Origin of the sequence: Haloferax prahovense DSM 18310 (assembly GCF_000336815.1) — an archaeon.
Classification (GTDB): Archaea; Halobacteriota; Halobacteria; order Halobacteriales; family Haloferacaceae; genus Haloferax; species Haloferax prahovense.
This window is the reverse complement of sequence record NZ_AOLG01000047.1, coordinates 1-20,625: the sequence shown is the minus strand read 5'-3', so window position 1 is coordinate 20,625 and position 20,625 is coordinate 1. Positions and strand designations below refer to the sequence as shown.

19 protein-coding genes, 3 tRNA genes and 1 pseudogene are annotated in these 20,625 nt (G+C 66.1%); 10 read left to right on the top strand and 13 right to left on the bottom strand.

The features are described from left to right. The first annotated feature begins 64 nt into the window (after nucleotides 1-64). Nucleotides 65-1,258, top strand: coding sequence for a hypothetical protein (locus C457_RS11865; protein WP_008094922.1), 1,194 nt, complete (start codon nucleotides 65-67; stop codon nucleotides 1,256-1,258). 33 nt (nucleotides 1,259-1,291) lie between these two features. Here the strand turns inward: C457_RS11865 and C457_RS11860 are convergent, their stop codons facing one another. The 4 genes and pseudogenes from C457_RS11860 to C457_RS11845 form a co-directional block, all read right to left on the bottom strand. After that, nucleotides 1,292-2,143, bottom strand: a complete 852-nt coding sequence (locus tag C457_RS11860; RefSeq protein ID WP_008094921.1) for an ABC transporter ATP-binding protein — start codon at nucleotides 2,141-2,143, stop codon at nucleotides 1,292-1,294. Then, nucleotides 2,140-3,100: pseudogene (locus C457_RS11855) on the bottom strand (ABC transporter ATP-binding protein). The gene C457_RS11860 and the pseudogene C457_RS11855 overlap by 4 nt, the downstream one beginning before the upstream one ends. Next, nucleotides 3,093-4,598 (bottom strand): branched-chain amino acid ABC transporter permease, encoded by a 1,506-nt coding sequence (locus tag C457_RS11850; protein WP_008094920.1) that lies wholly within the window; start codon nucleotides 4,596-4,598, stop codon nucleotides 3,093-3,095. The pseudogene C457_RS11855 and the gene C457_RS11850 overlap by 8 nt, the downstream one beginning before the upstream one ends. After that, on the bottom strand, nucleotides 4,595-5,533 hold the full coding sequence (locus C457_RS11845; protein ID WP_008094919.1) for a branched-chain amino acid ABC transporter permease: 939 nt from the start codon (nucleotides 5,531-5,533) through the stop codon (nucleotides 4,595-4,597). The genes C457_RS11850 and C457_RS11845 overlap by 4 nt, the downstream gene beginning before the upstream one ends. Nucleotides 5,534-5,861: 328 nt before the next feature. Between C457_RS11845 and C457_RS11840 the strand changes: the two genes are divergently transcribed. After that, on the top strand, nucleotides 5,862-6,398 hold the full coding sequence (locus C457_RS11840; protein ID WP_008094916.1) for a GNAT family N-acetyltransferase: 537 nt from the start codon (nucleotides 5,862-5,864) through the stop codon (nucleotides 6,396-6,398). A gap of 11 nt (nucleotides 6,399-6,409) precedes the next feature. Further along, nucleotides 6,410-6,483: transfer RNA gene (locus C457_RS11835), tRNA-Thr, on the top strand. Nucleotides 6,484-6,576: 93 nt separating this feature from the next. Here C457_RS11835 and C457_RS11830 read toward each other — a convergent pair. Then, entirely contained in the window at nucleotides 6,577-6,996 is a 420-nt protein-coding gene (locus tag C457_RS11830) for a hypothetical protein (protein ID WP_004974462.1), read from the bottom strand. Nucleotides 6,997-7,272: 276 nt separating this feature from the next. Between C457_RS11830 and C457_RS21245 the strand changes: the two genes are divergently transcribed. Then, nucleotides 7,273-7,431, top strand: a complete 159-nt coding sequence (locus C457_RS21245; RefSeq protein ID WP_013035319.1) for a DUF7563 family protein — start codon at nucleotides 7,273-7,275, stop codon at nucleotides 7,429-7,431. Nucleotides 7,432-7,443: 12 nt separating this feature from the next. On the opposite strand, the gene C457_RS11825 is transcribed toward C457_RS21245, so the two are convergent. The 7 genes from C457_RS11825 to C457_RS11800 all read right to left on the bottom strand — a co-directional run bounded on the left by C457_RS11825 (nucleotide 7,444) and on the right by C457_RS11800 (nucleotide 12,830). Continuing rightward, complete coding sequence (locus C457_RS11825; RefSeq protein ID WP_008094913.1) at nucleotides 7,444-7,662, bottom strand: helix-turn-helix domain-containing protein; 219 nt, start codon at nucleotides 7,660-7,662, stop codon at nucleotides 7,444-7,446. 234 nt (nucleotides 7,663-7,896) lie between these two features. After that, a tRNA-Ala gene (locus tag C457_RS20090) sits at nucleotides 7,897-7,994 on the bottom strand. A 149-nt stretch (nucleotides 7,995-8,143) separates the two neighbouring features. Continuing rightward, nucleotides 8,144-9,991, bottom strand: a complete 1,848-nt coding sequence (locus C457_RS11820; protein ID WP_008094911.1) for an FAD-binding protein — start codon at nucleotides 9,989-9,991, stop codon at nucleotides 8,144-8,146. Between the two features lie 55 nt (nucleotides 9,992-10,046). Continuing rightward, the gene (locus tag C457_RS11815; protein WP_008094909.1) at nucleotides 10,047-10,928 is read right to left on the bottom strand and encodes a succinate dehydrogenase/fumarate reductase iron-sulfur subunit; all 882 of its coding nucleotides are present in this window, start codon (nucleotides 10,926-10,928) and stop codon (nucleotides 10,047-10,049) included. Next, complete coding sequence (locus C457_RS11810) at nucleotides 10,928-11,299, bottom strand: succinate dehydrogenase hydrophobic membrane anchor subunit (RefSeq protein WP_008094908.1); 372 nt, start codon at nucleotides 11,297-11,299, stop codon at nucleotides 10,928-10,930. Before C457_RS11810 ends, C457_RS11815 begins: the two co-directional genes overlap by 1 nt. Continuing rightward, complete coding sequence (gene sdhC / locus C457_RS11805) at nucleotides 11,299-11,694, bottom strand: succinate dehydrogenase, cytochrome b556 subunit (RefSeq protein WP_004974453.1); 396 nt, start codon at nucleotides 11,692-11,694, stop codon at nucleotides 11,299-11,301. Before sdhC ends, C457_RS11810 begins: the two co-directional genes overlap by 1 nt. 110 nt (nucleotides 11,695-11,804) lie before the next feature. Next, nucleotides 11,805-12,830 carry a succinylglutamate desuccinylase/aspartoacylase family protein gene (locus C457_RS11800; protein ID WP_008094903.1) on the bottom strand — a complete coding sequence of 342 codons (1,026 nt, stop codon included), beginning with the start codon at nucleotides 12,828-12,830 and terminating at the stop codon, nucleotides 11,805-11,807. 131 nt (nucleotides 12,831-12,961) lie between these two features. Between C457_RS11800 and C457_RS11795 the strand changes: the two genes are divergently transcribed. From C457_RS11795 to C457_RS11770, 6 genes are all read left to right on the top strand, one after another. Next, the gene (locus C457_RS11795; RefSeq protein ID WP_008094901.1) at nucleotides 12,962-14,323 is read left to right on the top strand and encodes a putative ATP-dependent zinc protease; all 1,362 of its coding nucleotides are present in this window, start codon (nucleotides 12,962-12,964) and stop codon (nucleotides 14,321-14,323) included. 108 nt (nucleotides 14,324-14,431) lie between these two features. Next, nucleotides 14,432-15,013, top strand: a complete 582-nt coding sequence (locus tag C457_RS11790) for a DNA-3-methyladenine glycosylase family protein (protein ID WP_008094899.1) — start codon at nucleotides 14,432-14,434, stop codon at nucleotides 15,011-15,013. Between the two features lie 141 nt (nucleotides 15,014-15,154). Further along, complete coding sequence (locus tag C457_RS11785; RefSeq protein ID WP_008094898.1) at nucleotides 15,155-17,131, top strand: 3-hydroxyacyl-CoA dehydrogenase/enoyl-CoA hydratase family protein; 1,977 nt, start codon at nucleotides 15,155-15,157, stop codon at nucleotides 17,129-17,131. 86 nt (nucleotides 17,132-17,217) lie between these two features. Next, a tRNA-Glu gene (locus tag C457_RS11780) sits at nucleotides 17,218-17,292 on the top strand. A gap of 156 nt (nucleotides 17,293-17,448) precedes the next feature. Further along, complete coding sequence (locus tag C457_RS11775) at nucleotides 17,449-18,825, top strand: MgtC/SapB family protein (RefSeq protein ID WP_049913601.1); 1,377 nt, start codon at nucleotides 17,449-17,451, stop codon at nucleotides 18,823-18,825. Nucleotides 18,826-19,253: 428 nt separating this feature from the next. Further along, nucleotides 19,254-19,685: a disulfide bond formation protein B gene (locus C457_RS11770; RefSeq protein ID WP_008094895.1), complete on the top strand. Its 432-nt coding sequence runs from the start codon at nucleotides 19,254-19,256 to the stop codon at nucleotides 19,683-19,685. Nucleotides 19,686-19,722: 37 nt separating this feature from the next. Here C457_RS11770 and C457_RS11765 read toward each other — a convergent pair. Then, nucleotides 19,723-20,625, bottom strand: a 903-nt coding sequence (locus C457_RS11765) for a DASH family cryptochrome (protein WP_008094894.1), incomplete at its 5' end; no start/stop codon positions are given.

Below are 20,625 nucleotides of genomic sequence, written 5' to 3'. Positions count from 1 at the left end.
CTCGACTGCCGCACACGACTCCCCGACACAAGACACTCATACGGCCGCTGACAGATGTGAGTCGATGAAGCGCCGCGCCCTCCTCTCGACGGTCGCCGGTTCGGCCCTCGGGCTCGCCGCCGGCTGTCTCAGCGACTTGGACGAACCGGTCGAGACCCCCGTGAACCCACAGACGACGATGGCGACGACCGACCCGCCGACCGAGACGACGACCGAGACGAACACGTCGGAATCGGACTCCAGCATCGGCCTCTCGGTCGTCAACGAGGACGACAAGTCGCACACGCTGTCGGTCCGTGTGACCGACGGCGACGAGACGCGTTTCGTCGGGTCGCTCGACATCGGAGCGGGGCCCGGCCGCGGGCGGAGCGTCGAGAACGACCTCGCCGGTGAGAGAACTGTCCGCGTCGTCGCGGAACTCGAAGCGGGCGCGACGCTCGACTACGAGTGGACGGTCACCGACGAGGCGCGCCATCTCGAACTCGTCGTCACGTCCGACGCGGACCTCGAACCGCGACAACGCGTGCGGCCGGCTCTCGACGCTGCCGATCTCCCGTACACCGTCACGGGTGCGAAAGACATCTTCGCACCGCCGGGCGCGACGATTCGGAATCGGAGCGACGCCGACGCTCGGCTCACCGTCGCCATCGACCACGACGGGAGCCGCGTTTTCGAACGCGCCTTCGACGCGGCGACCGACCGCGAGATTTCGACGCCGGCGCTCGTGGCGTCCCACGGGACCTACGAGGTGGTCGTGGAGGCCGAAGACGGCCGCACCGCGACCCACGAGTGGGACATCCCGGAGAACTGGGGCTGGCCGACGCTCGCGGTGCTCGTCGCGGCAGACGGCTCGCTTCGGGTCGGGTCTGGCTGGCCCAAGACGGCCTCGGTTCACGTCGAAAACGAGGGCGAGGCGGAGCGCGACCTGACGCTGACGCTCGTTCGACCCGCCGACGCGGACACCGCTAGTGACGACGCCGGCGGCGAGACCGGCTCTGGTGGCGCGGACGTCTCGGAGACGAACCGGACTGCCCCGCCCGGCGAATCGACCGTCGGCTTCGAGGTTCCCATCGGTGACGTGTACGAACTCACTATCGAGACGGCCGCGGGGTCCGAAACGGTCGACTACGCGGCGTGCTACTGCTGGAACACGAACGTGACGGTGACCCTCAATGGTCGCGGCGGAGGCGACGGCGACGGAGGCGGCGGTGGAGATGGCGACCTCTCGGTCGAGTCATTCGAGTACGTCTGCAGTTGATTGCCGAAAAAGAGCGTGGACCGCCGAGACGGACTACCCGCCGAGGAAGTCCTGGCGGACTTGTTCGTCTTCGAGGAGCGCCGTGCCGGTGTCCATGTAGCGGTTCTGTCCGTTGGCTAAGACGTAACCGCGGTCGCAGCGTCGGAGCGCTTCCTTCGCGTTCTGTTCGACCATCAGGACGGCCGTGCCGGCCTCGTTAATCTCGTCGATTTTGTCGAACATCTCCTCGACGAGGTCGGGCGCGAGCCCCGCCGAGGGTTCGTCGAGAAGCAGCAAGTCGGGGTCGAGCATGAGCGCGCGACCCATCGCGAGCATCTGCTGTTGCCCGCCGGACATCGTGCCCGCCTTCTGGTCTTTCCGCTCTCTGAGGATGGGGAACCGCTCGTAGACCGCCTCCATGGCGTCCTGCGGCACCTCGTCGAGGATGTACGCGCCCATCTCGAGGTTCTCTTCGACCGTCAGCGTCGGGAAGATGTTGTCGTTCTGCGGGACGTAACCGATGCCGACGTGGATGATGTCCTCGGGTCGACGCCCGGTGATGTCCTCGTCTTTGAACCGGACGGTCCCACCCATGTGGGCGGTCAGGCCGAAGACGGACTTCATCGTCGTGGACTTGCCGGCCCCGTTCGGGCCGACGATGGTGACGTACTCGCCGTCGAACACGTCCATGTCGACGTCGGTGAGAATCTGGANCGTCGTGGACTTGCCGGCCCCGTTCGGGCCGACGATGGTGACGTACTCGCCGTCGAACACGTCCATGTCGACGTCGGTGAGAATCTGGAGGTCGCCGTAGCCGGCGTCGAGGTCGCGGACGCGCAGGAGTACGTCGTCGCGCCCTTCGACGCCCGCGCCGCTCGTCGCGTCGGTGTTGGCGTCGACGCTCATACGTTACCCCCGAGGTAGGCCTCGATGACCTCTTCGTTGCTCCGAATCTCGTCCGGCGTCCCCTCCGTGAGCACCGAGCCCTGGTGGAGGACGATGACGTGTTCACAGTTGTTCATGATGAGGTCCATGTCGTGTTCGACGAGCAGGAACGTGTAGCCCTGCTCGCGGAGTTCGTGTACGTGTTCGAGCAGTTTCTTCTCGAGCGTGGGGTTGACCCCGGCGAACGGCTCGTCCAAGAGCAGCATGTCGGGGTCGGTCAGGAGGGCCCGCGCCATCTCGAGGAGTTTGCGCTGCCCGCCGGAGAGATTGCCCGCGTACTCCTCTGCGATGTGGGCGATGTCGAAGAAGTCGAGCACCTCCCAGACGCGTTCGAGGAGTTCCTCTTCCTGTTCGCGGACGTCGTCGCGGACGCCCGGCATGACGGAGCGCCACAGCGTCTCGCCGCGCTGGTGTTTCGGCGCGAGCATCATGTTCTCGAGGACGGTCATCTCGCTCAGCTCGCGGGCGATTTGGAACGTCCGAACCATCCCGCGGTTGGCGATTTCGTGCGGCTCCTCGCCGGTGATATCCTCGCCGTTGAACGTGACCGTGCCGGCGTCGGGCTTGAGCATGCCCGTGATGAGGTTGAACGTCGTGGACTTGCCGGCCCCGTTCGGGCCGANTATCCTCGCCGTTGAACGTGACCGTGCCGGCGTCGGGCTTGAGCATGCCCGTGATGAGGTTGAACGTCGTGGACTTGCCGGCCCCGTTCGGGCCGATGAGACCCGTGAGCGACCCGGCTTCGACCTCGAAGGTCGCCCCGTCGACGGCGGTGATGCCGCCGAAGGACTTCTCCAGACCTTCGACTTGGAGCGGGTAGTCGACCGACGTGTCGACGCCGGAGGCGAACGCGCCGAGCGCCCCTTCGTCGACCTTGTTCGCCACGTCTTCGACCGGTTGGTCCGCGGCGTCACTCATCGGTCTCACCTCCCTGAGCCGCGGCGTCGACGCCGCCGTCGGTGCGGACCGAGTCGTCGTCGCCGCCGTCGGTGCGGACCGAGTCGTCGTCGCCGCCGTCGGTGCGGACCGAGTCGTNGGTGCGGACCGAGTCGTCGTCGCCGCCGTCGGTGCGGACCGAGTCGTCGTCGCCGCCGTCGGTGCGGACCGAGTCGTCGTCGCCGCCGTCGACGGCCATCGACTTCGGCCGCGACAGCGGGATGACGGACGCGGTCTCCTTGCGGTAGCCGAGCATCCCCTCCGGCCGGTTGTGCATCAGCCAGATGAGCACGAGCCCCATCACGACCAGTTGGAGCTGCCGGATGCTGTCGACCGTGTACAGGAGGAACGGCACGGGGTCGAACTGCGAGATGAGCGGCGAGATTGCCTGCCCGAAGCCGGACGGCGAGTCGAGGTTGGGGAACACCGCCGACACGAGGTTCTGGAAGTACCGCGGTCCCTGGTAGAGCACCGCCGCGAAGACGGCCCCACCGAGGACGCTCCCCGTGTTCGAACCGGCCCCGCCGATGATGAGCGCGATCCAAATGAAGAACGTCACGCGCGGCCGGAAGAAGTTCGGCGTCACCGCGCCCTGTGGAACGAGCCAGAGGATGCCGGCGAGCCCCATGAGCGCACAGCCGAGCATGAACGACTTGATTTTGAACCGGTCGGTGTTCTTGCCGAGGGCGTTCGCGACGTCCTCGTCCTCGCGGATGGCCTTCAGCACGCGACCGAACGGCGATTCGCCGGTGCGCTTGAGCAGCCAGTAGAAGCCCGCGACGAACCCGAGGAGCAACAGCCCGTAGACGAGACCGTCGACGACCGGCTTGGGGTTCCTCGGCACGAGGACTTGGAAGGCATCGACGAAGCCGAGGTATCCGTTCCAGAGGCCGACGCCACGAAGCAGCGCCTCCAGCGGCGGGGCGAAGTCGAGGATGAGACCCGACCCGCCGCCGAATCCGACGCGGTTACCGAACAGCTGGAACTGCTGGAGTTCCCCGGAGAGGAAGCTGAACCGGACGATTTCCGACATCGCGATGGTGACGATTGCGAGGTAGTCGGCCCGCAACCGAAGCGCCGGAAGCGCGACCACGAGTCCCAACAGCGCGGCCGCGGTCATGCCGGCGAGGATACCCACCCAAAGCGGCAGGCCGAGGCCGCCGACCTGCGCCGCGCCGCCGGCGACGTACGTCGGCTTCGTCACGATTGCCGTGACGTAGACGCCGACGGCCATGAAGCCGACGATGCCGATGTTGAACAGCCCGGTGTACCCCCAATGGAGGTTGAGCGCGAGCGACAGCATGGCGAAGACGCCGATGTAGAACGTCAGCGTCGCGATGGAGTTGAGTTGACCGCGGAGCGTGTATCCGAGAACGACCCCCGCGAGGACGTACGCGAGGTACGTCCCGAGGAGGACCAGTACGATGAGGCCCGCGTCGCCGCCCGGGATGCGGGCGGTGAAGTCGTCGCGGACGCTCATGCGGTCGCCCTCCCGCTGAACAGCCCGGACGGTTTCACGAGGAGGATGACGATCATGACGACGAAGGCCGCGGCCCGCGAGAACGCCGAGGGAATCCACAGGACCGACATCGACGCCGTCAGTCCGATGACGAGGCCGCCGGCGATGGCCCCGTAGATGGAGCCGATGCCGCCGAGGATGACCGCGGCGAAGATGAGAAGCAAGAGGAGCCACCCGTCGTTGAACCCGAGCGTCCCTTTCCAGAGGATGAACATGTACCCCGCGACGCCGGTCAGCCCGCCGCCGATAATCCACGTCGCGCGGACGACGCGCTCGGTCGAGATACCGGTGATGAGCGCGAGGTCCTTGTTGTCGGCCATCGCGCGCATCGCCTTCCCGAGTTTCGTCCGCTGTAAGAGGACGTGGACGCCGAGCATCAAGGCCGAGGCGACCACGAGAAGCGTGATGTCGTGGGCGTTGATGAAGACCGTGCCATCGATGAAGTACAGCGACACCGACGGCGGCTGGGCGGTCGTGCCGCGCACGTCAGAGCCGAAGACGAACTGCATCAGGTAGCGCAGCGCGAACGCGACGCCGATACTCGTGATGAGGAGGGTGATACCGTCCTCGTTCCGAATCGGTTTGAAGATGGTGCGGTCGACCGCGAGCGACAGCGCGATAGCGAACGCGCCGGAGACGAGGATGCCGGCGACGACCGCGAGCGGCGTCGAGAGCATCCCGATGCCGAGCGTCCCGCCGTAGACCGACCCCCCGGCCCCGACGAGCAGGAGCGCGCCGATGTCGGCGCGTCCCAGTCCGGCGATGAGGTACGTCGTTGCCCACCCCGAGAAGGCCCCGGCTGTGATGTAGTCGCCGTGCGAGAAATTAGCGAAGTTTAGAATGCTGTACGTCATCGACAACCCGATGCCCGCGAGGCCGATTACGAGCCCCCGCATCAGACCATCCCAGACCAGCGTGCCAATGTCGGCAAACTGCGTCTGCCCTGTTGCTAACCCGCGAAGCAAGTCACCGAATAGTACGACTACGATGACCGCCAAGACGAGCGCGAACGGACGCTCGATGGCGAACTGCCTGCCACGGGAGTAGGTTTCGGCAATACCCATTGATAACTATCCTCATGATATGTGCGGACGATAAACATAGATAAATCTTTCTTCATCGGTCGTCTTTACTGACCCCGCTCGGCACCCCGCAGGGCCGCGATTCCCCGATTTCGGCCCGAATCGCCGACACTTAAAAGCGGATAGAGCCCCGACAGGGCCCATGCGCGTCAGTTCGGCGGCGTTTTCCGACCTCGACGACCTCGCCGACCTGTGGGTCGAACTCGCCGCGGACCAGCGGTCGTTCGGGTCGCACCTCCGCGCCGACGCTAACCGGACGCCGATACGGGAGGCGCTGGCGCGACACGTCGCCGCCGACGGCGTGCTCGTCGCCCGCGAGGAGGGGACCGACGGGACCGAGAGGAACGACGGAGACGAAGCGGAGGGCGCGGAGACGGGCGATATCGTCGGCTTCGTCATGTTCGACATCGAGGCGGAGGCGTACGAGCAGGACGCGACCCGCGGGATGATTCGGAACCTGTTCGTCCGCCCGGCGTACCGAGACGCCGGGGTCGGCGCGCGACTGCTGGCGGCGGCGGAGACCGCGCTCGGAGACGCCGGCGCTGATACCGTCGCGCTGGACGTGCTGGCGGACAACGACGCCGCCCGTCGGTTTTATCGGCGGCACGGCTACCGACCGCACCGCGTCGAACTGGAGAAATCGATGCGAAACGATACACACTCAAAGGAGGACCGGTAATCGACGGACGCGCCAGGAGAGCATGGGCGGTTCATGCACTCGACTTGTAATCGAGACTTCGTGGGTTCAAATCCCACTCCTGGCTTCCTTCGCCGGTTCGACCGTTTTTTGCGCCCACGCGGGCCCCGCGTTCAGTCGCAGCGAGCCGGAGCCGCGCCCGCGGTTCGTCGATACGGTTTCAGTTCCGCCTCGCGGGCGGCCGGACCCGAATGAGGAGAAGCGACCCCGGCACGCCGAGGACGAGCGCCCGAAACGGATTATGCTTGATGATAACGTCGGGGTCGAGCGGCTCCGACTGGAGGTCGGTGATGCGGATGCACGAGTAGTAAACCGTGACGTGAGTGAGCACGTACGCGAACGCCGCGGGGACGACGACCGGATACCGGATGCCGCTCATCGCGAGCCCCTCGAACGCGAGGGCGGTGAGCGCCGAGATGAACAGAAGGTTTCCCAGTTGGAGCGTGACACCAGTCAGCGCCGTTATCGCGGTGTCGAACAGCGACGCGCCGTAGGGGGTGTACGTGAGCGCAGTGACGACAGCCACCGCTCCGAGAAAGAGCCCGGCGAACAACCCAGATAACGCGTACACGAACTCCATTGGAGGACCGTTACGGGACCGACGGGGGCGATGAATTTAGTTCTACCCCCCTCGTTATCGCGGTCGAAAATCAGAGAACCCCGTCGAACGCGGCGGGGACGCGGCGTCGAGACGGGATTTTATCTTTATCCGGAACGTCGTGTTCGGTATGAACGGGACCGATCAATTCATGTTCGCCGTGACGCTTCTCATCTTCGCGCTCCTCCTCGTCGGCCTCCTTCTCGCACTCGTCTAGGGAGAAAACTTATGTGATATTCATGGAGGATACTAGATACCATGCCGGAATGTCAGAACTGTGGTTCGTTCGTGACGCCCGCATACGCCCGAGTCTTCACTCCAGATGGCATGGAGAATCCGCGTGTCTGCCCGAACTGCGAGGATATGGTCCGCGACGGCGCACAGGTACGGGCGGCGCGGTCACCGAGAAATCACTGACTCGCCGAGCCGTCACTGAGCGACGTGGTAGCGTTCGGCGTCCTGTCGGACGAAGCCGCGCTTCGACAGCGTACTGAGGATGCTGTAGAGGGCGATCTTCTTCATCTCCAGCCCGTTTTGCAGGTCGGTGATGGACGCGCCGTCGTGCGTGGTGAGATAGAGGTACACGAGCTTGGCCGAGGGCGATTCGAGTTCGCCGGGGACTTCGATGGTCGGAACCGTCTGTTGCATGGTCGTTGTCATCCTGTTTGCTTCGACGATAATAAAACTCTCTTACAACAATCGTCGAAGAACCGAGGTCGGGGGTGAGGCCGCGAACGTCCCGAATTCGAGAGAATCGTTGTATTCGTCACGAACGTACATCGGATAATTGTCGGTGTTCGACGCCGCCGACTTCGACTGTCGTCGAAGGGAACGGGTCGCGGGCCGTCGGGTGGCGAGGCCCGGCGGCGCGCGGTTCCGAGACGGAAGGGGCGGGAGTCGAACCACGCGAAGCCATTGAAAACCACCGGACCGACCGCGAGGGCCCGCGCCGGTGTGCTCTACCACTGAGCCACCCTTCCGGGCGGGCGTAGGGGTCGAGCGGGCAAATAGCCGTTGGTGGGCTCCGGTCGCGGTCGCGCGGTTCGGCGCGCTGTGGCGCGTCGGGGCACCGCTCGGGAGTCGACGTCGAAAGAAAGGGCGTCTGCGACTCGCTTGAGTCGCGGTCGGCTCAGTAGCTCCGGACCTTCGGCTCGTACGTCTTGTCCTCGCCTTCGAGGATGACCGGCTTGTACCAGAGTTCCGGGCGGCCGTCGTTCCACGAGAGCAGCGTGTGCTTGAGCCACTCCTCGTCGCGGCGCTCCTGGTACTCCTTGCGCCAGTGGGCACCGCGGAACTCGTTGCGCGCGAGCGCGCCGAGCGTGATGGCCTCGGCGATGTCGAGGATGTTGCGCGTCTCCAGCGTCTGGAGCAGGTCCGTGTTGAACGTCCGCGACTTGTCGGCCACGAACACGTCCTGGTAGAGTTCGCGCGCCTCGCGGATGTCGCGGAGCGCGTCCTTGAGGGCCGACTCCTCGCGGAAGACGTTCACGTTGCGCGTCATCGACTTCTGGACGCGTTCGCGAATCTCGGCCTGCTGGATGCCGTCTTCTCGCTCCAAGAGGGTGTCGATGGTCTCGCGCTCGTCTTCGACGGCGCGCTGGACGAGGTCCGCTCCGGAGACGGTCGCACCCGCGTCCGCCGCCGTCCCGCCGTCGGCGACGGCGTCCTCACCGATACCCGCTTCGCCGAGTTCGACCGGCGAGTCGACCTCGCCGAGTTCGTACTCGCCTTCTTTGCCGGTCGTGATTTTGGCCTCCTCCATGTCCTTGCCCGCGGCGTGGTGGCCGGCGCGCTTGCCGAAGACGATGAGTTCGGGGAGCGCGTTGCCGCCGAGGCGGTTGCCGCCGTGGACGGAGGCGCAGGCGCACTCGCCTGCCGCGTAGAGACCGGAGATACAGGTCTCGCCGTTCTCGTCGGTCTCGATGCCGCCCATCGCGTAGTGCTGGCCGGGCTTGACCGGCATCGGCGCGTCGAGGGGGTTGACGCCCTCGAAGTCCTCCGAGAGGTGGATGATGTTCTCGAGGCGGTCGATGATGCGCTCTTCGCCGAGGTGGCGCATGTCGAGGTGGACGTACTCGTCTTCGATGCCGCGGCCCTCGTTGACCTCCGTGAGTTCGGCTCGGGAGACCACGTCGCGCGAGGCGAGTTCGCCGAGGTTGTTCGCGTAGCCGTACTCGAACATGAAGCGCTCGCCGTTCTCGTTGTAGAGGATGCCGCCCTCGCCGCGGACGCCCTCGGTGATGAGAACGCCCGTCGAGGGGAGCGTCGTCGGGTGGAACTGGATGAACTCCATGTCCTCCATCGGCGCGCCGGCGCGGTAGGCCATCGCGACGCCGTCGCCGGTGTTGGCGACCGCGTTGGTCGTGTGGTCGTAGACCTGCCCGAGGCCGCCGGTGGCGAGGATGACGCCGTTGCGGGCGCGGAAGCCCTCGACCTGTCCGGTCTGAACGTCGTAGGCGACGATGCCGTGGCAGTTCCGGTCCTCCGGCTTCTCCTCGTCGGAGACGGCCAGTCGGGTCACGTGCCACTCGTCGTAGACCTTGATGCCGCGCTTGACGAGCTGCTCGTACATCGTGTGGAGCAGCTGGTGGCCCGTCTCCGCGCCCGCGTAGGTGGTCCGCGGGAACGAGAGCCCGCCGAACGGCCGCTGGCTGACGCGGCCGTCGTCGTCACGGGAGAACGCCATCCCCCAGTGTTCGAGCTTGATGGTCTCTTTCGGGCTGTCCTTACAGAGGGTCTCGGCCGCCGGCGCGTCGGCCAGATAGTCCGAGCCCTTCATCGTGTCGTAGGCGTGGTCCTCCCACGAGTCGCCTTCGCGGAGCGCGGCGTTGATGCCGCCCTCCGCCGCGCCCGTGTGACTTCGGACCGGGTGGAGCTTCGACACGATGGCCACGTCGGCCCCTTCCTCGTGTGCCGCAATCGCCGCGCGCAGGCCCGCCCCGCCCGCGCCGACTACGATAACGTCGTGTTCGTACATGGTGTGTTTGGGTGTGTCGTAGGGTTGGTCGAACTTCACGGTTTCACCGGGAAGTTCACCAGAACTTCAGGTTGTTCTTAATCGCCTCGCGCTTGAGTTCCTGGATGTGCTCCGTGAGGGGGATGTCCTTCGGGCACACCTCGGTACAGGAGAACTGGGTCTGACAGCGCCAGACGCCGTGTTCTTGTTCGAGGATTTCGAGGCGGCGCTGCTTCATGTCCTCGCCCTCGCGTTCGTCCATGGCGAAGCGGTAGGCCTTGTTGATGGCCGCGGGACCGAGATACTCGTTGTCGCCGGCGGCGATGTTACACGAGGACATACACGCGCTACACCAGATGCAGCGGGTGGACATCTTGACCTTCTCGCGGTTCTCGCGCGTCTGGCGCTGCTCGTCGAGTTCGCCGTCCGGAAGCGAGTTCGTCTGGAAGTACGGCTCGACCGACTCCATCTGGTCGTAGAAGTGCTCCATGTCGACGACGAGGTCCTTGACCACGTCGGCGTGCGGGAGCGGTTCGATCCGAACCGGCTCCGAGAGGTCCGAAAGCTGGGTCTTACAGCCGAGTCGCTGCGACCCGTTGACGAACAGCGCGTCGGATCCGCAGATGGCCTGCCGGCAGGAGTGCCGGAAGGTGAGAGAAGAGTCGTAGTGGTCCCGCGCCCACATGAGCGCGTCGAGGACCGTCATCCCTTGCTTGTACGGGACGTGGAAGTCGTCGAAGCGGGGCTCCTGTTTCTCCGGCACCTCGGGGTCGTAGCGGAAGACCTTGAGGTGGAAGGTGTCGTCCGCGGAGCGCGCCTTCTCGGCCGCCTCGGCCTCGCGCTGCTCTTGGACTCGCTCGGCGCGCTCGCGCTTTTTCGCGTCGCGCTTCTGCTTGCCGGCAGACGCCGTCTCCGTGGCCGATTCCTCTTCGACTGATTCGGGAACTTGCGTGCTCATTAGATGGGAACACCTCCGGCCCACGCGAGGGCCGTGCGGACGCCCTGCACGATGAGCAGGACGCTCGCGAGACCGAGAATCGCCTTAACCGCCGTCTTCCGGGTGCCAGAGAGGCCCTGGTTGACGAGGGCGTTGTAGACGCCGTTGACCCCGTGGAACGTCGCGGTGACGAGGAACAGGATCATCAGCGAGAAGTACGTCAACTGCTCCATGCGCGCCTGCGAGAGGGCGAACGTCACTTCGTCGGCGTGGTTGACGAAGTGGAGCAGGAAGAAGTGGAACGCCAGCACCACGACGAGGAAGGCGGCGGTCAGCCGCTGCCAGAGCCACCGCCGGCCGCCGGGCTCGAAGGACGTGTATCGTTCTGCCATTAGATGCTCACCCCCGAGAGGAACGTGGGAACGCTCGCAACGACGATGACACCCGTCAGGATGAGCGACGCGTAGAAGCTCTTGTCCTGCGCTTCCAGCCCGACGCCCAGGTCGACGAACAGCAGCCGCAGTCCGTTGAGGATGTGAAACACCGCCACCGCGAGCAGCCCGACTTCCAGAATACGCACGACCAAGAGACTCTCCAGCGCCTGAATCGTGTTCGTGTACGCCGCCGCGCCCGAGAGGGCCGTCGACAACACGGCGATGTGGGTAAAGAGATAACCCACAAGCACCCAGCCGGTGAACTTGTGGAATATCCAGGCCCACATGCCGGCCGAGAACTCCCGCCATCTGCTGAAGTCCTCGATGAGGCCCCGATTGTAAGACTGACTCATGCTCTTGTGAGTGTCGGGAAGGGGAGGGTATAGAACTTACGTGTATGGAGTTTCGTGAGGGTTGGCAAAAGTCGCCGGACCCCGAATATCTCGGGGCGGGGCGGCCGGTCTCAGCGCGTCGGCTCGGGGGTGCCGGACTGCTCGCGCTCGACGACGCGCCGCACCTTGTCCTTCAGTTCGACGAGGTGGCAAAGCGGGTTCCCGGGGTAGACGACCGGATTCTCGAGGACGCCGACGAGCAGGCCCGTAAAGGGGGCGACGACGGTGACGTTGTCGTCCTTGAACGGGTTCGTAATCGTGCAGATGCGGTCGCCCTCGTGGACGAGCGCGCCGCGGTCGTGGTGCATGTCGACGATGCCGCCCGCGTCGGCGCGGAGCCACGTCTTCTCGTTTTCGTCCGAGATGACGGTCCGCCAGCCCGGCCAGTTGACCGTCGAGGTCTCTCGGAGGCCGTACTCGGCGAAGACGCTCTCGACGCCCGCGAGCGCCTCGTCGATGAGTTCGCGCTGGAAGCGGTGGGCCTCGCCCATCTCGACGGTGATGGCCGGCGTCCCGCTCGCCGACGACTCGGTTCGGAGCATTCCGCTGGACCCCGAACTGTCGATGATGACGTGCGAGCCGAAGGCGTTGGCGAGGCGCGCAACCGGGGGGTCGGACATGTCCGCCCGGACGTGGAGCATGTTAGTTCGCCCCCGCGTGGAGGTGTGGAAGTCGATGCCGAGGTCGCAGGGAGCGATGAAGTTCTGGTAGATGCGGTGGGCCATCCGCTTTGCTCCCGTGGAGGTCTCGGAGCCCGGGAACGACCGGTTCAGGTCGCGGTCGTAGATGGGGAGGTACCGCTGTTGGGCGAGGAACGCGGGGACGTTCATCACCGGCATACAGACGAGCGTGCCCGCGAGGTCCGAGAGGTCCCACTCGTAGGCCACCTCGCGGACGACCTCGATACCGTTCAGTTCGTCGCCGTGGGCGGCGGCGGAGAGGAACACGGTCGGCCCCGACCGCTCCCCGTTGATGATGGTGACGGGGATACGAACCGGGTCGCCGAGATACGTCTCGGAGATGCCGTACCGGATGTCCTGTGTCTCGCCCGGCTCGACCTTCCCGCCGTTGTAGGTGAAGGCCTCGTTGTCGGCCATGTGATGCGATGGGAGGGCCGGGGTTATAAACGGTCGCGACGGACCGCCCGACGCCGACCTCGCGGCTGCGAACCGCGGGCGGCCGGCTCTCGACCGTCATGTCTTTGAAACCGGGAGGGTATCAACTGAGTATGTCCACCACAGACGACGCCGTGCGTGTCGGCGTGCTTTCTCTGCACAACAGCAAGGAGACGAAGGCAATCCTCAACGCGGTCGAAGACCTCGGTCACGAGCCGGTGTGGCTCCGTCGGGAGAACGCGGCGGTCAGCATCGAAGACGGCGAGGTGACGGTCGAGCCTGAGGTGGACATCATCGCGAATCGGCTACTCCTCTCGAACACCGAGGAACCCGCGGAACTGCTCGGGCTGGCGACGACGTTCAACCGCATCCGACCGATGCTCAACGAGCCCGACGCGGTCCTCGCGGCCATCCACAAGTTCGCCACGGCCGCGACGCTCGCTAACTGGAATATCAAGGTGCCGGACGCGCTCCTCGCGCTCTCGAACGACCGGCTGAACAAGGGCCGCGAGCGCTTCGGCGACGTCGGCGTCTACAAGTCCGCCATCGGCACCCACGGCGGCGGGACGTGGAAGGTCGACCTGACCGAGCCCGTGAACCCGAAGGTCGGCAACCGACAGGCGTTCCTGCAGAAGCTCATCGACCGTGACGGCGACCGCCACCGCGACCTGCGCGTCTACATCGTCGACGGCGAAATCATCGGTGCGATGTACCGCTACGCCCCGGAGGGCGACTGGCGGACCAACGTCGCCCTCGGCGGCGACGTGCTCAACGCGACCGACGAGATGCCCGAGGAAGCGCGGGAAACTGCGCTCTACACGGCCGAAGTGATGGAGATGGACTACGTCGGCGTCGACCTCGTCGAGGGCGAAGACGGCTGGTTCGTCCTCGAAGCCAACCCGACCGCCGGCTTCAAGGGCCTCTATCAGGCGACGGGCAAGAGCCCCGCACCGCACATCGCGAAGCTCGCAATCGAGCGCGCGGGCGGCGAGGTCGACGAGGCACGCGTCGAGGAACTGTCCGCGACGCTCGACGACTCCGTCCCCTCGTGTGCCCCCAACGAGTCGCCCATCATCGACGGCGAAGCGCCCATCATCGGCTACATCGAGGAGGTCGTCGTCAACGGGACCAGCGGCTCCCAGCAGACCCTCGCGAAGTCCGACACCGGGGCGACCCGGACGAGCATCGACACGAGCCTCGCCGCCGAAATCGGCGCGGGGCCCATCAAGAGCATGACGCGCGTGAAGTCCGGGAGCCTCAAGGGCGGGAAGGCCCGCCCCGTGGTCGACCTCGTCATCGGTATCGGCGGCACCCAGCACACCGTGACCGCCAGCGTCGAGGACCGCTCGCACATGGACTACCCGCTGCTGCTCGGCCGCGACATCCTCGAACACTACCGCGTGGACGTGCGCCGCCGCGCCAACGCCGACCGCAACGACAGCGACGACGAGGAAGAGGAACTCCTCGAAGAGTAAGTCGGCCCGCCACGCCACGGCCATCGGCGCGCTCGCCATCGGCGCGACGACCGACGACCGCGCCCGAGACACGCGCACTTTTCTCTTCGACGACCCAACCACTGGCCGATGAGCGACGACGCCTACCGCGAACTCCGGGCGGACCCGCACCTCGGCGACGTGGTTGAGGAACACGGCCCGCTCTCGCTCGACCCCGCCGACGACCCCTTCGAGCGACTGGTCGTCTCGATTGTCAACCAACAGCTCTCGACGACCGCGGCGGCGACGATTCGGGACCGCCTGTTCGACCGCGTCGAGGTCACACCCGAGGGGATACTGGCCGCCGACGAGGCCGTCCTGCGCGACTGCGGCCTCTCGAATCAGAAGGTCGGCTACGTCCGCAACGTCGCCGACGCGTTCCGAGACGGCCTGTCGGCCGAATCCCTCCGGGAGATGGACGACGACGAGGTCGTCGCGGCGCTCACCGAGATTCGCGGCGTCGGCGACTGGACCGCGAAGATGTTCCTCATCTTCGTGCTCGCCCGCGAGGACGTGTTCCCGGTCGAGGACCTCGGGATTCGACGCGGCATGGAACGCGTCTTCGGGTTCGAACCCGACGCCGTCTCCCGCGGCGAGATGCGCGAGCGCGCCGAGCGCTGGGCCCCCTATCGAAGCTACGCCAGCCGGTATCTCTGGCGGTGTGTGGACTAACTTCGAACGGGTGGAAAGCTAGAGTGAGTCGAATAATCGACAGACTGCGGTGGCTTCTCCGATCGAGAGAATAAACGACTGTTACGTTTACATTTCACGCGAGGGAAACGTTGAAACCGCCGCGCACTATAACGTTCGTCCATGAACGTAGATGACGTCAACAGTATCACCGTTCTCGGAGCGGGCAACATGGGCCACGGCATCGCGGAGGTCGCGGCTCTCGCCGGCTACGACGTCGTACTGCGCGACATCAAAGACGAGTTCGTCCAGAAGGGCTACGACCAGATCGAGTGGTCGCTGAACAAACTCGCCGAGAAGGGCCGACTGTCGCAGGACGACGCCGACGCCGCGCTCGCCCGCGTCTCGACGGCGGTGGACCTCGGCGAGGCCGTCGTCGACGCCGACGTGGTCATCGAGGCTGTCCCCGAGAAGATGTCCATCAAAAAGGAGGTGTACACCGAGTTGGAGGAACACGCTCCCGACCACACGGTGTTCGCCACCAACACCTCCAGTCTCTCCATCACCGAACTCTCCGAAGTGACGGAGCGACCCGAGCGCTTCTGCGGAATGCACTTTTTCAACCCGCCGGTCCGCATGGACCTCGTCGAGGTCATCTCCGGCGCGCACACCGCCGACGAGACGCTCGAACTCGTCGAGGACCTCGCCGAAGAGATGGGCAAGACGCCCGTCCGCGTCCGCAAGGACAGCCCCGGCTTCATCGTGAACCGCATCCTCGTCCCGCTGATGAACGAGGCCGCGTGGATCGTCCACGCCGGCGACGCGACGATGGCCGAAGTGGACTCCACGACGAAGTACGACATGGGCCTCCCGATGGGGAGCTTCGAACTCGCCGACTACGTCGGCATCGACGTGGGCTATCACGTCCTCGAATACATGCACGAGGTGCTCGGCGACGCCTACGAGCCGTGCCCGCTCCTCTCCGGAAAGGTCGAAGAGGGCGACCTCGGCCAGAAGACCGGCACGGGATTCTACGACTACGAGGACGGCGAGGGCGCAGAAGTTCCCCACGACAAAGGGAGCGAAGCGGTCAAGAACCGACTCCTCGGCGTCATGGCGAACGAGGTCGCCGGCCTCGTCGGCAACGACGTGGCCGACCCGGCCGCCATCGACCGCGCGGTCAAACTCGGCGGACGCTTCCCCGACGGCCCGGCGAAGATGGCCGACAGCGCCGGCATCGCGACCCTCGTCGGCGCGCTCGACAACCTCCACGACGAAACCGGTGAGGAGCGCTACGAGGCCGTGCAGTACCTCCGCGACCTCGCCCAGTCCGGCGAGGGCTTCTACGGCGGCGAGGAGGAATCCGACGAGGCTCCCGCGTTCGACGACATCTCCATCGAGGTGCGCGACGGCATCGGTCACATCACCCTCGACCGCCCGCACCGACTCAACACCATCAGCATCGAACTGATGGACGAACTCTCCGAGGCAGTCGACGCCTTCGCCGAGGACGACGAGGTCCGCGCCGTGCTCCTCACGGGGGCCGGCGACCGCGCGTTCTCCGCCGGGGCCGACGTGACGAGCATCGCCGCGGGCGGCGGCGACGCCGTCTCGGGCGTCGAAATCTCCCGGAAGGGCCAACAGACGTTCGGAAAGCTCGAGGAATTCGACAAGCCGGTCATCGCCGGCATCGACGGCTTCTGTCTCGGCGGCGGGATGGAACTCGCCATGTGCGCCGACCTCCGCATCGCCACGGAGCGCTCCGAACTCGGCCAGCCGGAGCACAACCTCGGGCTCCTCCCCGGCTGGGGCGGCACGGTCCGTCTCCAGCGCATCGTCGGCACCGGCCGCGCGAAGGAGATTATCTTCAGCGCCGACCGCTACGACGCCGAGACGATGGCCGACTACGGCTTCATCAACGAGGTCGTCGAGAACGACGGCTTCGAAGAACGGGCCTTCGAGTACGCGAAGCGGTTCGCACAGGGCCCGCCGGTCGCCCAGCGCTACACCAAGCGCGCCATGCACAACGGCTGGGAAGACACCGATTCGGGGCTGGAAGTCGAAGCGCAGGCGTTCGGCCTGCTGTTTACCACCTCGGACCTGATGGAGGGCATCGCCGCCTTCACGAGCGACCGCGACCCCGAGTTCACGGGCGAATAAGTCGAAGCCGTGGGAGGGTTCCTCTCACTCACCCACGATGGAACGCAACGCTTAAAATAGTCCAACGACCACTCGTGAATGCAGACGCTCGGTTGGTGTAGTCCGGCCAATCATCTTGGCCTTTCGAGCCGAGGACCAGGGTTCAAATCCCTGACCGAGCACTTCTGTCGAACACAACCCTCCGAGAGACTTCCGCGTCTCTTGGTCACCGACCGACTCGACTCGCGCCCACAGTAGTTAGCTTACACGTTTTTAACGATAGCAATTAAATAGACACATAGCATGGAGCACGAGCGTCCCGGGACGGGAGTTCGATGATGCTCGAAGAGTTCGTCTCGCAGGTTGACCCCGTCGTCGTCCGCCTGTTTGTCGCGGCGGCGCTGGGGATGTTCCTCGGCTTGGAGCGCGAGCGGTCGAAAAAGAGCGCCGGCGTGCGGACGTTCACGCTGACGAGCCTTCTCGGTGGTGTCGCCGTTGCGGTCGGGAGCGACATCCTCCTCGCGGTCGGCGGGTTACTGGTGGTTGTGCAGGCGGTGTTGCTCGGGAGCCGTGGGTTAGTCGAGCACCAGTTGGACGCCCGGGACACCGACAGCCACGACGACCCGCAACCCGACTCCGACGCGGATTTCGACGTCGATTCAGATTCCGACTCCGGGGAAGCCCGCCTCGACGACGCCAGAGCCGCACGGTTGGACGACCTCGGCGTGAGCCTCTCGCTCACCACGTCCACGTCGCTTCTGGTCGCCTACGCGGTCGGCGCGGCTGTCGTGAGCGGCTTCGTCATCGAGGGCGTCGTCGTCGCGCTCACGTCGTCGCTGCTGTTGGTCCTGCGGCGTGAACTCCACGGGTTCGCCCGGCGGCTGACGACCGACGAGGCTCGAAGCGCCGTCGAGTTCGCCATCATCGCGTTCGTCGTCTATCCGTTGCTCCCCGAGGGGCGAATCGGGCCGTGGGACGCCGTCAGTCCCCGAACCGTCTGGTTGCTCGTCGTCGCGGTGAGCGCAATCGGCTTCGTCAACTACGTCATCATCCGGCGGTACGGCGAGCGCGGCATCGCCATCACGGGGTTTTTCGGCGGGCTGGTGAACTCGACGGCCGTTATCGGCGAGATAGCCGGTCGAACCAGCCGAAATCCGTCGATTCGACCGCTCGCGGCCGGCGCAATTCTGATGGCCGACGCGGCGATGGCGCTCCGGAACCTCTCTCTCGTCGTCGTGTTCGTCCCGGAGCTCGCGGTCCAAGTGGGGGTTCCCCTCGGACTCGTCGCGCTCGTTGGGGTGGGCTACGCGCTTCACTCCCGCGAGTGGGGCGTCGACCTCGACGTCGCGTTCGAGTCGCCGTTCAGCCTCGAAAGCGCCCTCCGGTTCGGCGTCTTCTTCCTCCTCGTGTTGCTCGCCTCCGCGGCGGCACAGGAGTACTTCGGCGCGACCGGGTTCGTCGTAACGAGCTTCCTCGGCGGACTGGTGTCGAGCGGGTCGGTCGTCACGACCGCCGTCACGCTCTACGGCGGCGGCAACATCGACGGGACGACCGCCGTCGTCGGCGTCCTCGCCGGAACCGCCGCGAGCATCGCGGTCAAGGTGGCTCTCGCGGCGAGCGTCGACCGCGAACTCCTCGGGCCGGTCGCCCGGCGGAGCGCGCTCCTCGTGGCGGCGGGCGTCGCCGGCGTCGCTATCGTCGTCTTTCGCCCGTAAGGCGGGCGGCACGGAGACACGCGCACGCGGAATTACCGAACCGACACAACAGTCAGCGACACAACATTGATAGCACCGTGCCGCGGCAATCAAATCGCACTGGTTCGGCGCGTATCCCGTGACCGAGCGACCCACGAAGATTCGCCCGTCGGTCGTCCCCCGACGGGCGAGGGTCACTCCGCGTATCCACCCTCCCGAGCGACTGCGCTCGTCTGAGTACCCCGATTCGTCCGACCACCCCCGTCCGCGCCGACGGCTCGACTGCGAAGCCGATGGCTTGAGGTTCGCCGGCGTCTATCGTGGCTCTACGTCCACCGAGCGATGATACGCGACCCGACCCGACGAGACCGTGGCGAACCGCACGCGAAGCGACAACAGTCGGCCCCGAAGCCGAACCGGGCGAGAAACGATCTCGGGAGCGTCTGACCGTGTCGGACACGACGCGCGCCGCGCTCGCCGCCGGAACGCTCGTCGCCCTCGCCGCGACGAGCGGGAGCCTCTATTTCAGCCTCGGTCTCGGACTCACGCCCTGCGACCTCTGTTGGTACCAGCGCATCCTGATGTACCCGCTCGTCGTGGTGCTCGGAGTCGCTGCGGTCGAGGACCGACCCGGCGTCTGGAAGACGGTGCTTCCCCTCTCGCTGGGAGGGCTCGCCCTCTCGGGCTACCACTCGTACCTGCAGGTCGCACCGGGCGCGACCTGTACCGTCGGCGGCCCGTGTACGTCCATCCAATATCCCATGCTCGGCGGCATCCTGACCATTCCGCGACTCGCGTTCATCGGGTTCGCGCTCGTGACGGTCCTCGCGCTCGCCGCCGCCCGCCTCGGCGGGTCGGCCGACGACGCGTGGGGGATGTGACCGCGGTCGGGACCGCACTCCGAGCGCCGTCGCCGCTCTAACTCCCGTCGAGGTCGACCATCGGTTCGGGGTAGTCCACGCCCAACTCGACCCCGTAGGTCGCCTGTTCTTCGTCGCTTAGCTCCCACGGTTCGTGGGCGTACTCGGCGGGCAACGCGTCGAGTTCGGGGAGCCACGTCTTCACGTACTCGGCGTCCTCGTCGTAGCGCTTCGCCTGCCAGCGCACGTCGAACGAGCGGTCCCGCGAGTCGTTGCCGACGCCCGCGATGTAGGCCCAGTTGCCGTAGTTCGACGCGGGGTCGTAGTCGACGAGCTGCGTCTCGAAGTACGCCGCACCGCGTCGCCAGTCCAGTCGGAGGTCGTTGGCGAGGAACGACGCCGCGTTCTGCCGCCCGCGGTTCGACATGTAGCCCGTCGCGTTCAACTCCCGTATGTTCGCGTCGACGAAAGGAATACCCGTCTCGCCCGCCGCCCAGCGCTCGAACTGCGTCTCGTCCGCCCGCCAGTCGATGTCGGTCCGCTCGCGGATGCCCCCGCGGCGGAAGAAGTCGCTCCCGTGTTTGGCGAACTGGAACTGGAAGAAGTCGCGCCAGCGGAGTTCGAAGACGAGCCAGTACGTCGAGTCGTTTTCGACCCGTCGGTCCTCGTAGCGGTCCACCTCGGCCTTGACGTACCGCGGCGAGAGACAGCCCTCGTTCAGCCACGGTGAGAGCTTCGAGGAGTAGTCGGCCCCGAGCAGTCCGTTTCGCGTCTCCTTGTACTCGCGGAGGAGGTCGCCCGTCCAGATGTACGACTCCACGCGATCGAACGCGGCCGTCTCACCGCCGTCGAAGGGGAGGACGCCGCGGTCGTCGGGGGTGCGGGGGGACTCGGCGGCCCCAGTCCCGACGAGGTCCGAAAGCGAGGGGAGGTCGCCCGCGGCGGGTGCGTCGACCGGGAG

Excerpts from the sequence above, each read along its gene's own strand:
- C457_RS11865 (WP_008094922.1), top strand. The coding sequence starts at position 65 with ATGAAGCGCCGCGCCCTCCTCTCGACGGTCGCCGGTTCGGCCCTCGGG.
- C457_RS11845 (WP_008094919.1), bottom strand. The coding sequence starts at position 5,533 with ATGCGGGGGCTCGTAATCGGCCTCGCGGGCATCGGGTTGTCGATGACG.
- C457_RS11840 (WP_008094916.1), top strand. The coding sequence starts at position 5,862 with ATGCGCGTCAGTTCGGCGGCGTTTTCCGACCTCGACGACCTCGCCGAC.
- C457_RS11830 (WP_004974462.1), bottom strand. The coding sequence starts at position 6,996 with ATGGAGTTCGTGTACGCGTTATCTGGGTTGTTCGCCGGGCTCTTTCTC.
- C457_RS21245 (WP_013035319.1), top strand. The coding sequence starts at position 7,273 with ATGCCGGAATGTCAGAACTGTGGTTCGTTCGTGACGCCCGCATACGCC.
- C457_RS11825 (WP_008094913.1), bottom strand. The coding sequence starts at position 7,662 with ATGCAACAGACGGTTCCGACCATCGAAGTCCCCGGCGAACTCGAATCG.
- C457_RS11820 (WP_008094911.1), bottom strand. The coding sequence starts at position 9,991 with ATGTACGAACACGACGTTATCGTAGTCGGCGCGGGCGGGGCGGGCCTG.
- C457_RS11815 (WP_008094909.1), bottom strand. The coding sequence starts at position 10,928 with ATGAGCACGCAAGTTCCCGAATCAGTCGAAGAGGAATCGGCCACGGAG.
- C457_RS11810 (WP_008094908.1), bottom strand. The coding sequence starts at position 11,299 with ATGGCAGAACGATACACGTCCTTCGAGCCCGGCGGCCGGCGGTGGCTC.
- sdhC (WP_004974453.1), bottom strand. The coding sequence starts at position 11,694 with ATGAGTCAGTCTTACAATCGGGGCCTCATCGAGGACTTCAGCAGATGG.
- C457_RS11800 (WP_008094903.1), bottom strand. The coding sequence starts at position 12,830 with ATGGCCGACAACGAGGCCTTCACCTACAACGGCGGGAAGGTCGAGCCG.
- C457_RS11795 (WP_008094901.1), top strand. The coding sequence starts at position 12,962 with ATGTCCACCACAGACGACGCCGTGCGTGTCGGCGTGCTTTCTCTGCAC.
- C457_RS11790 (WP_008094899.1), top strand. The coding sequence starts at position 14,432 with ATGAGCGACGACGCCTACCGCGAACTCCGGGCGGACCCGCACCTCGGC.
- C457_RS11785 (WP_008094898.1), top strand. The coding sequence starts at position 15,155 with ATGAACGTAGATGACGTCAACAGTATCACCGTTCTCGGAGCGGGCAAC.
- C457_RS11775 (WP_049913601.1), top strand. The coding sequence starts at position 17,449 with ATGCTCGAAGAGTTCGTCTCGCAGGTTGACCCCGTCGTCGTCCGCCTG.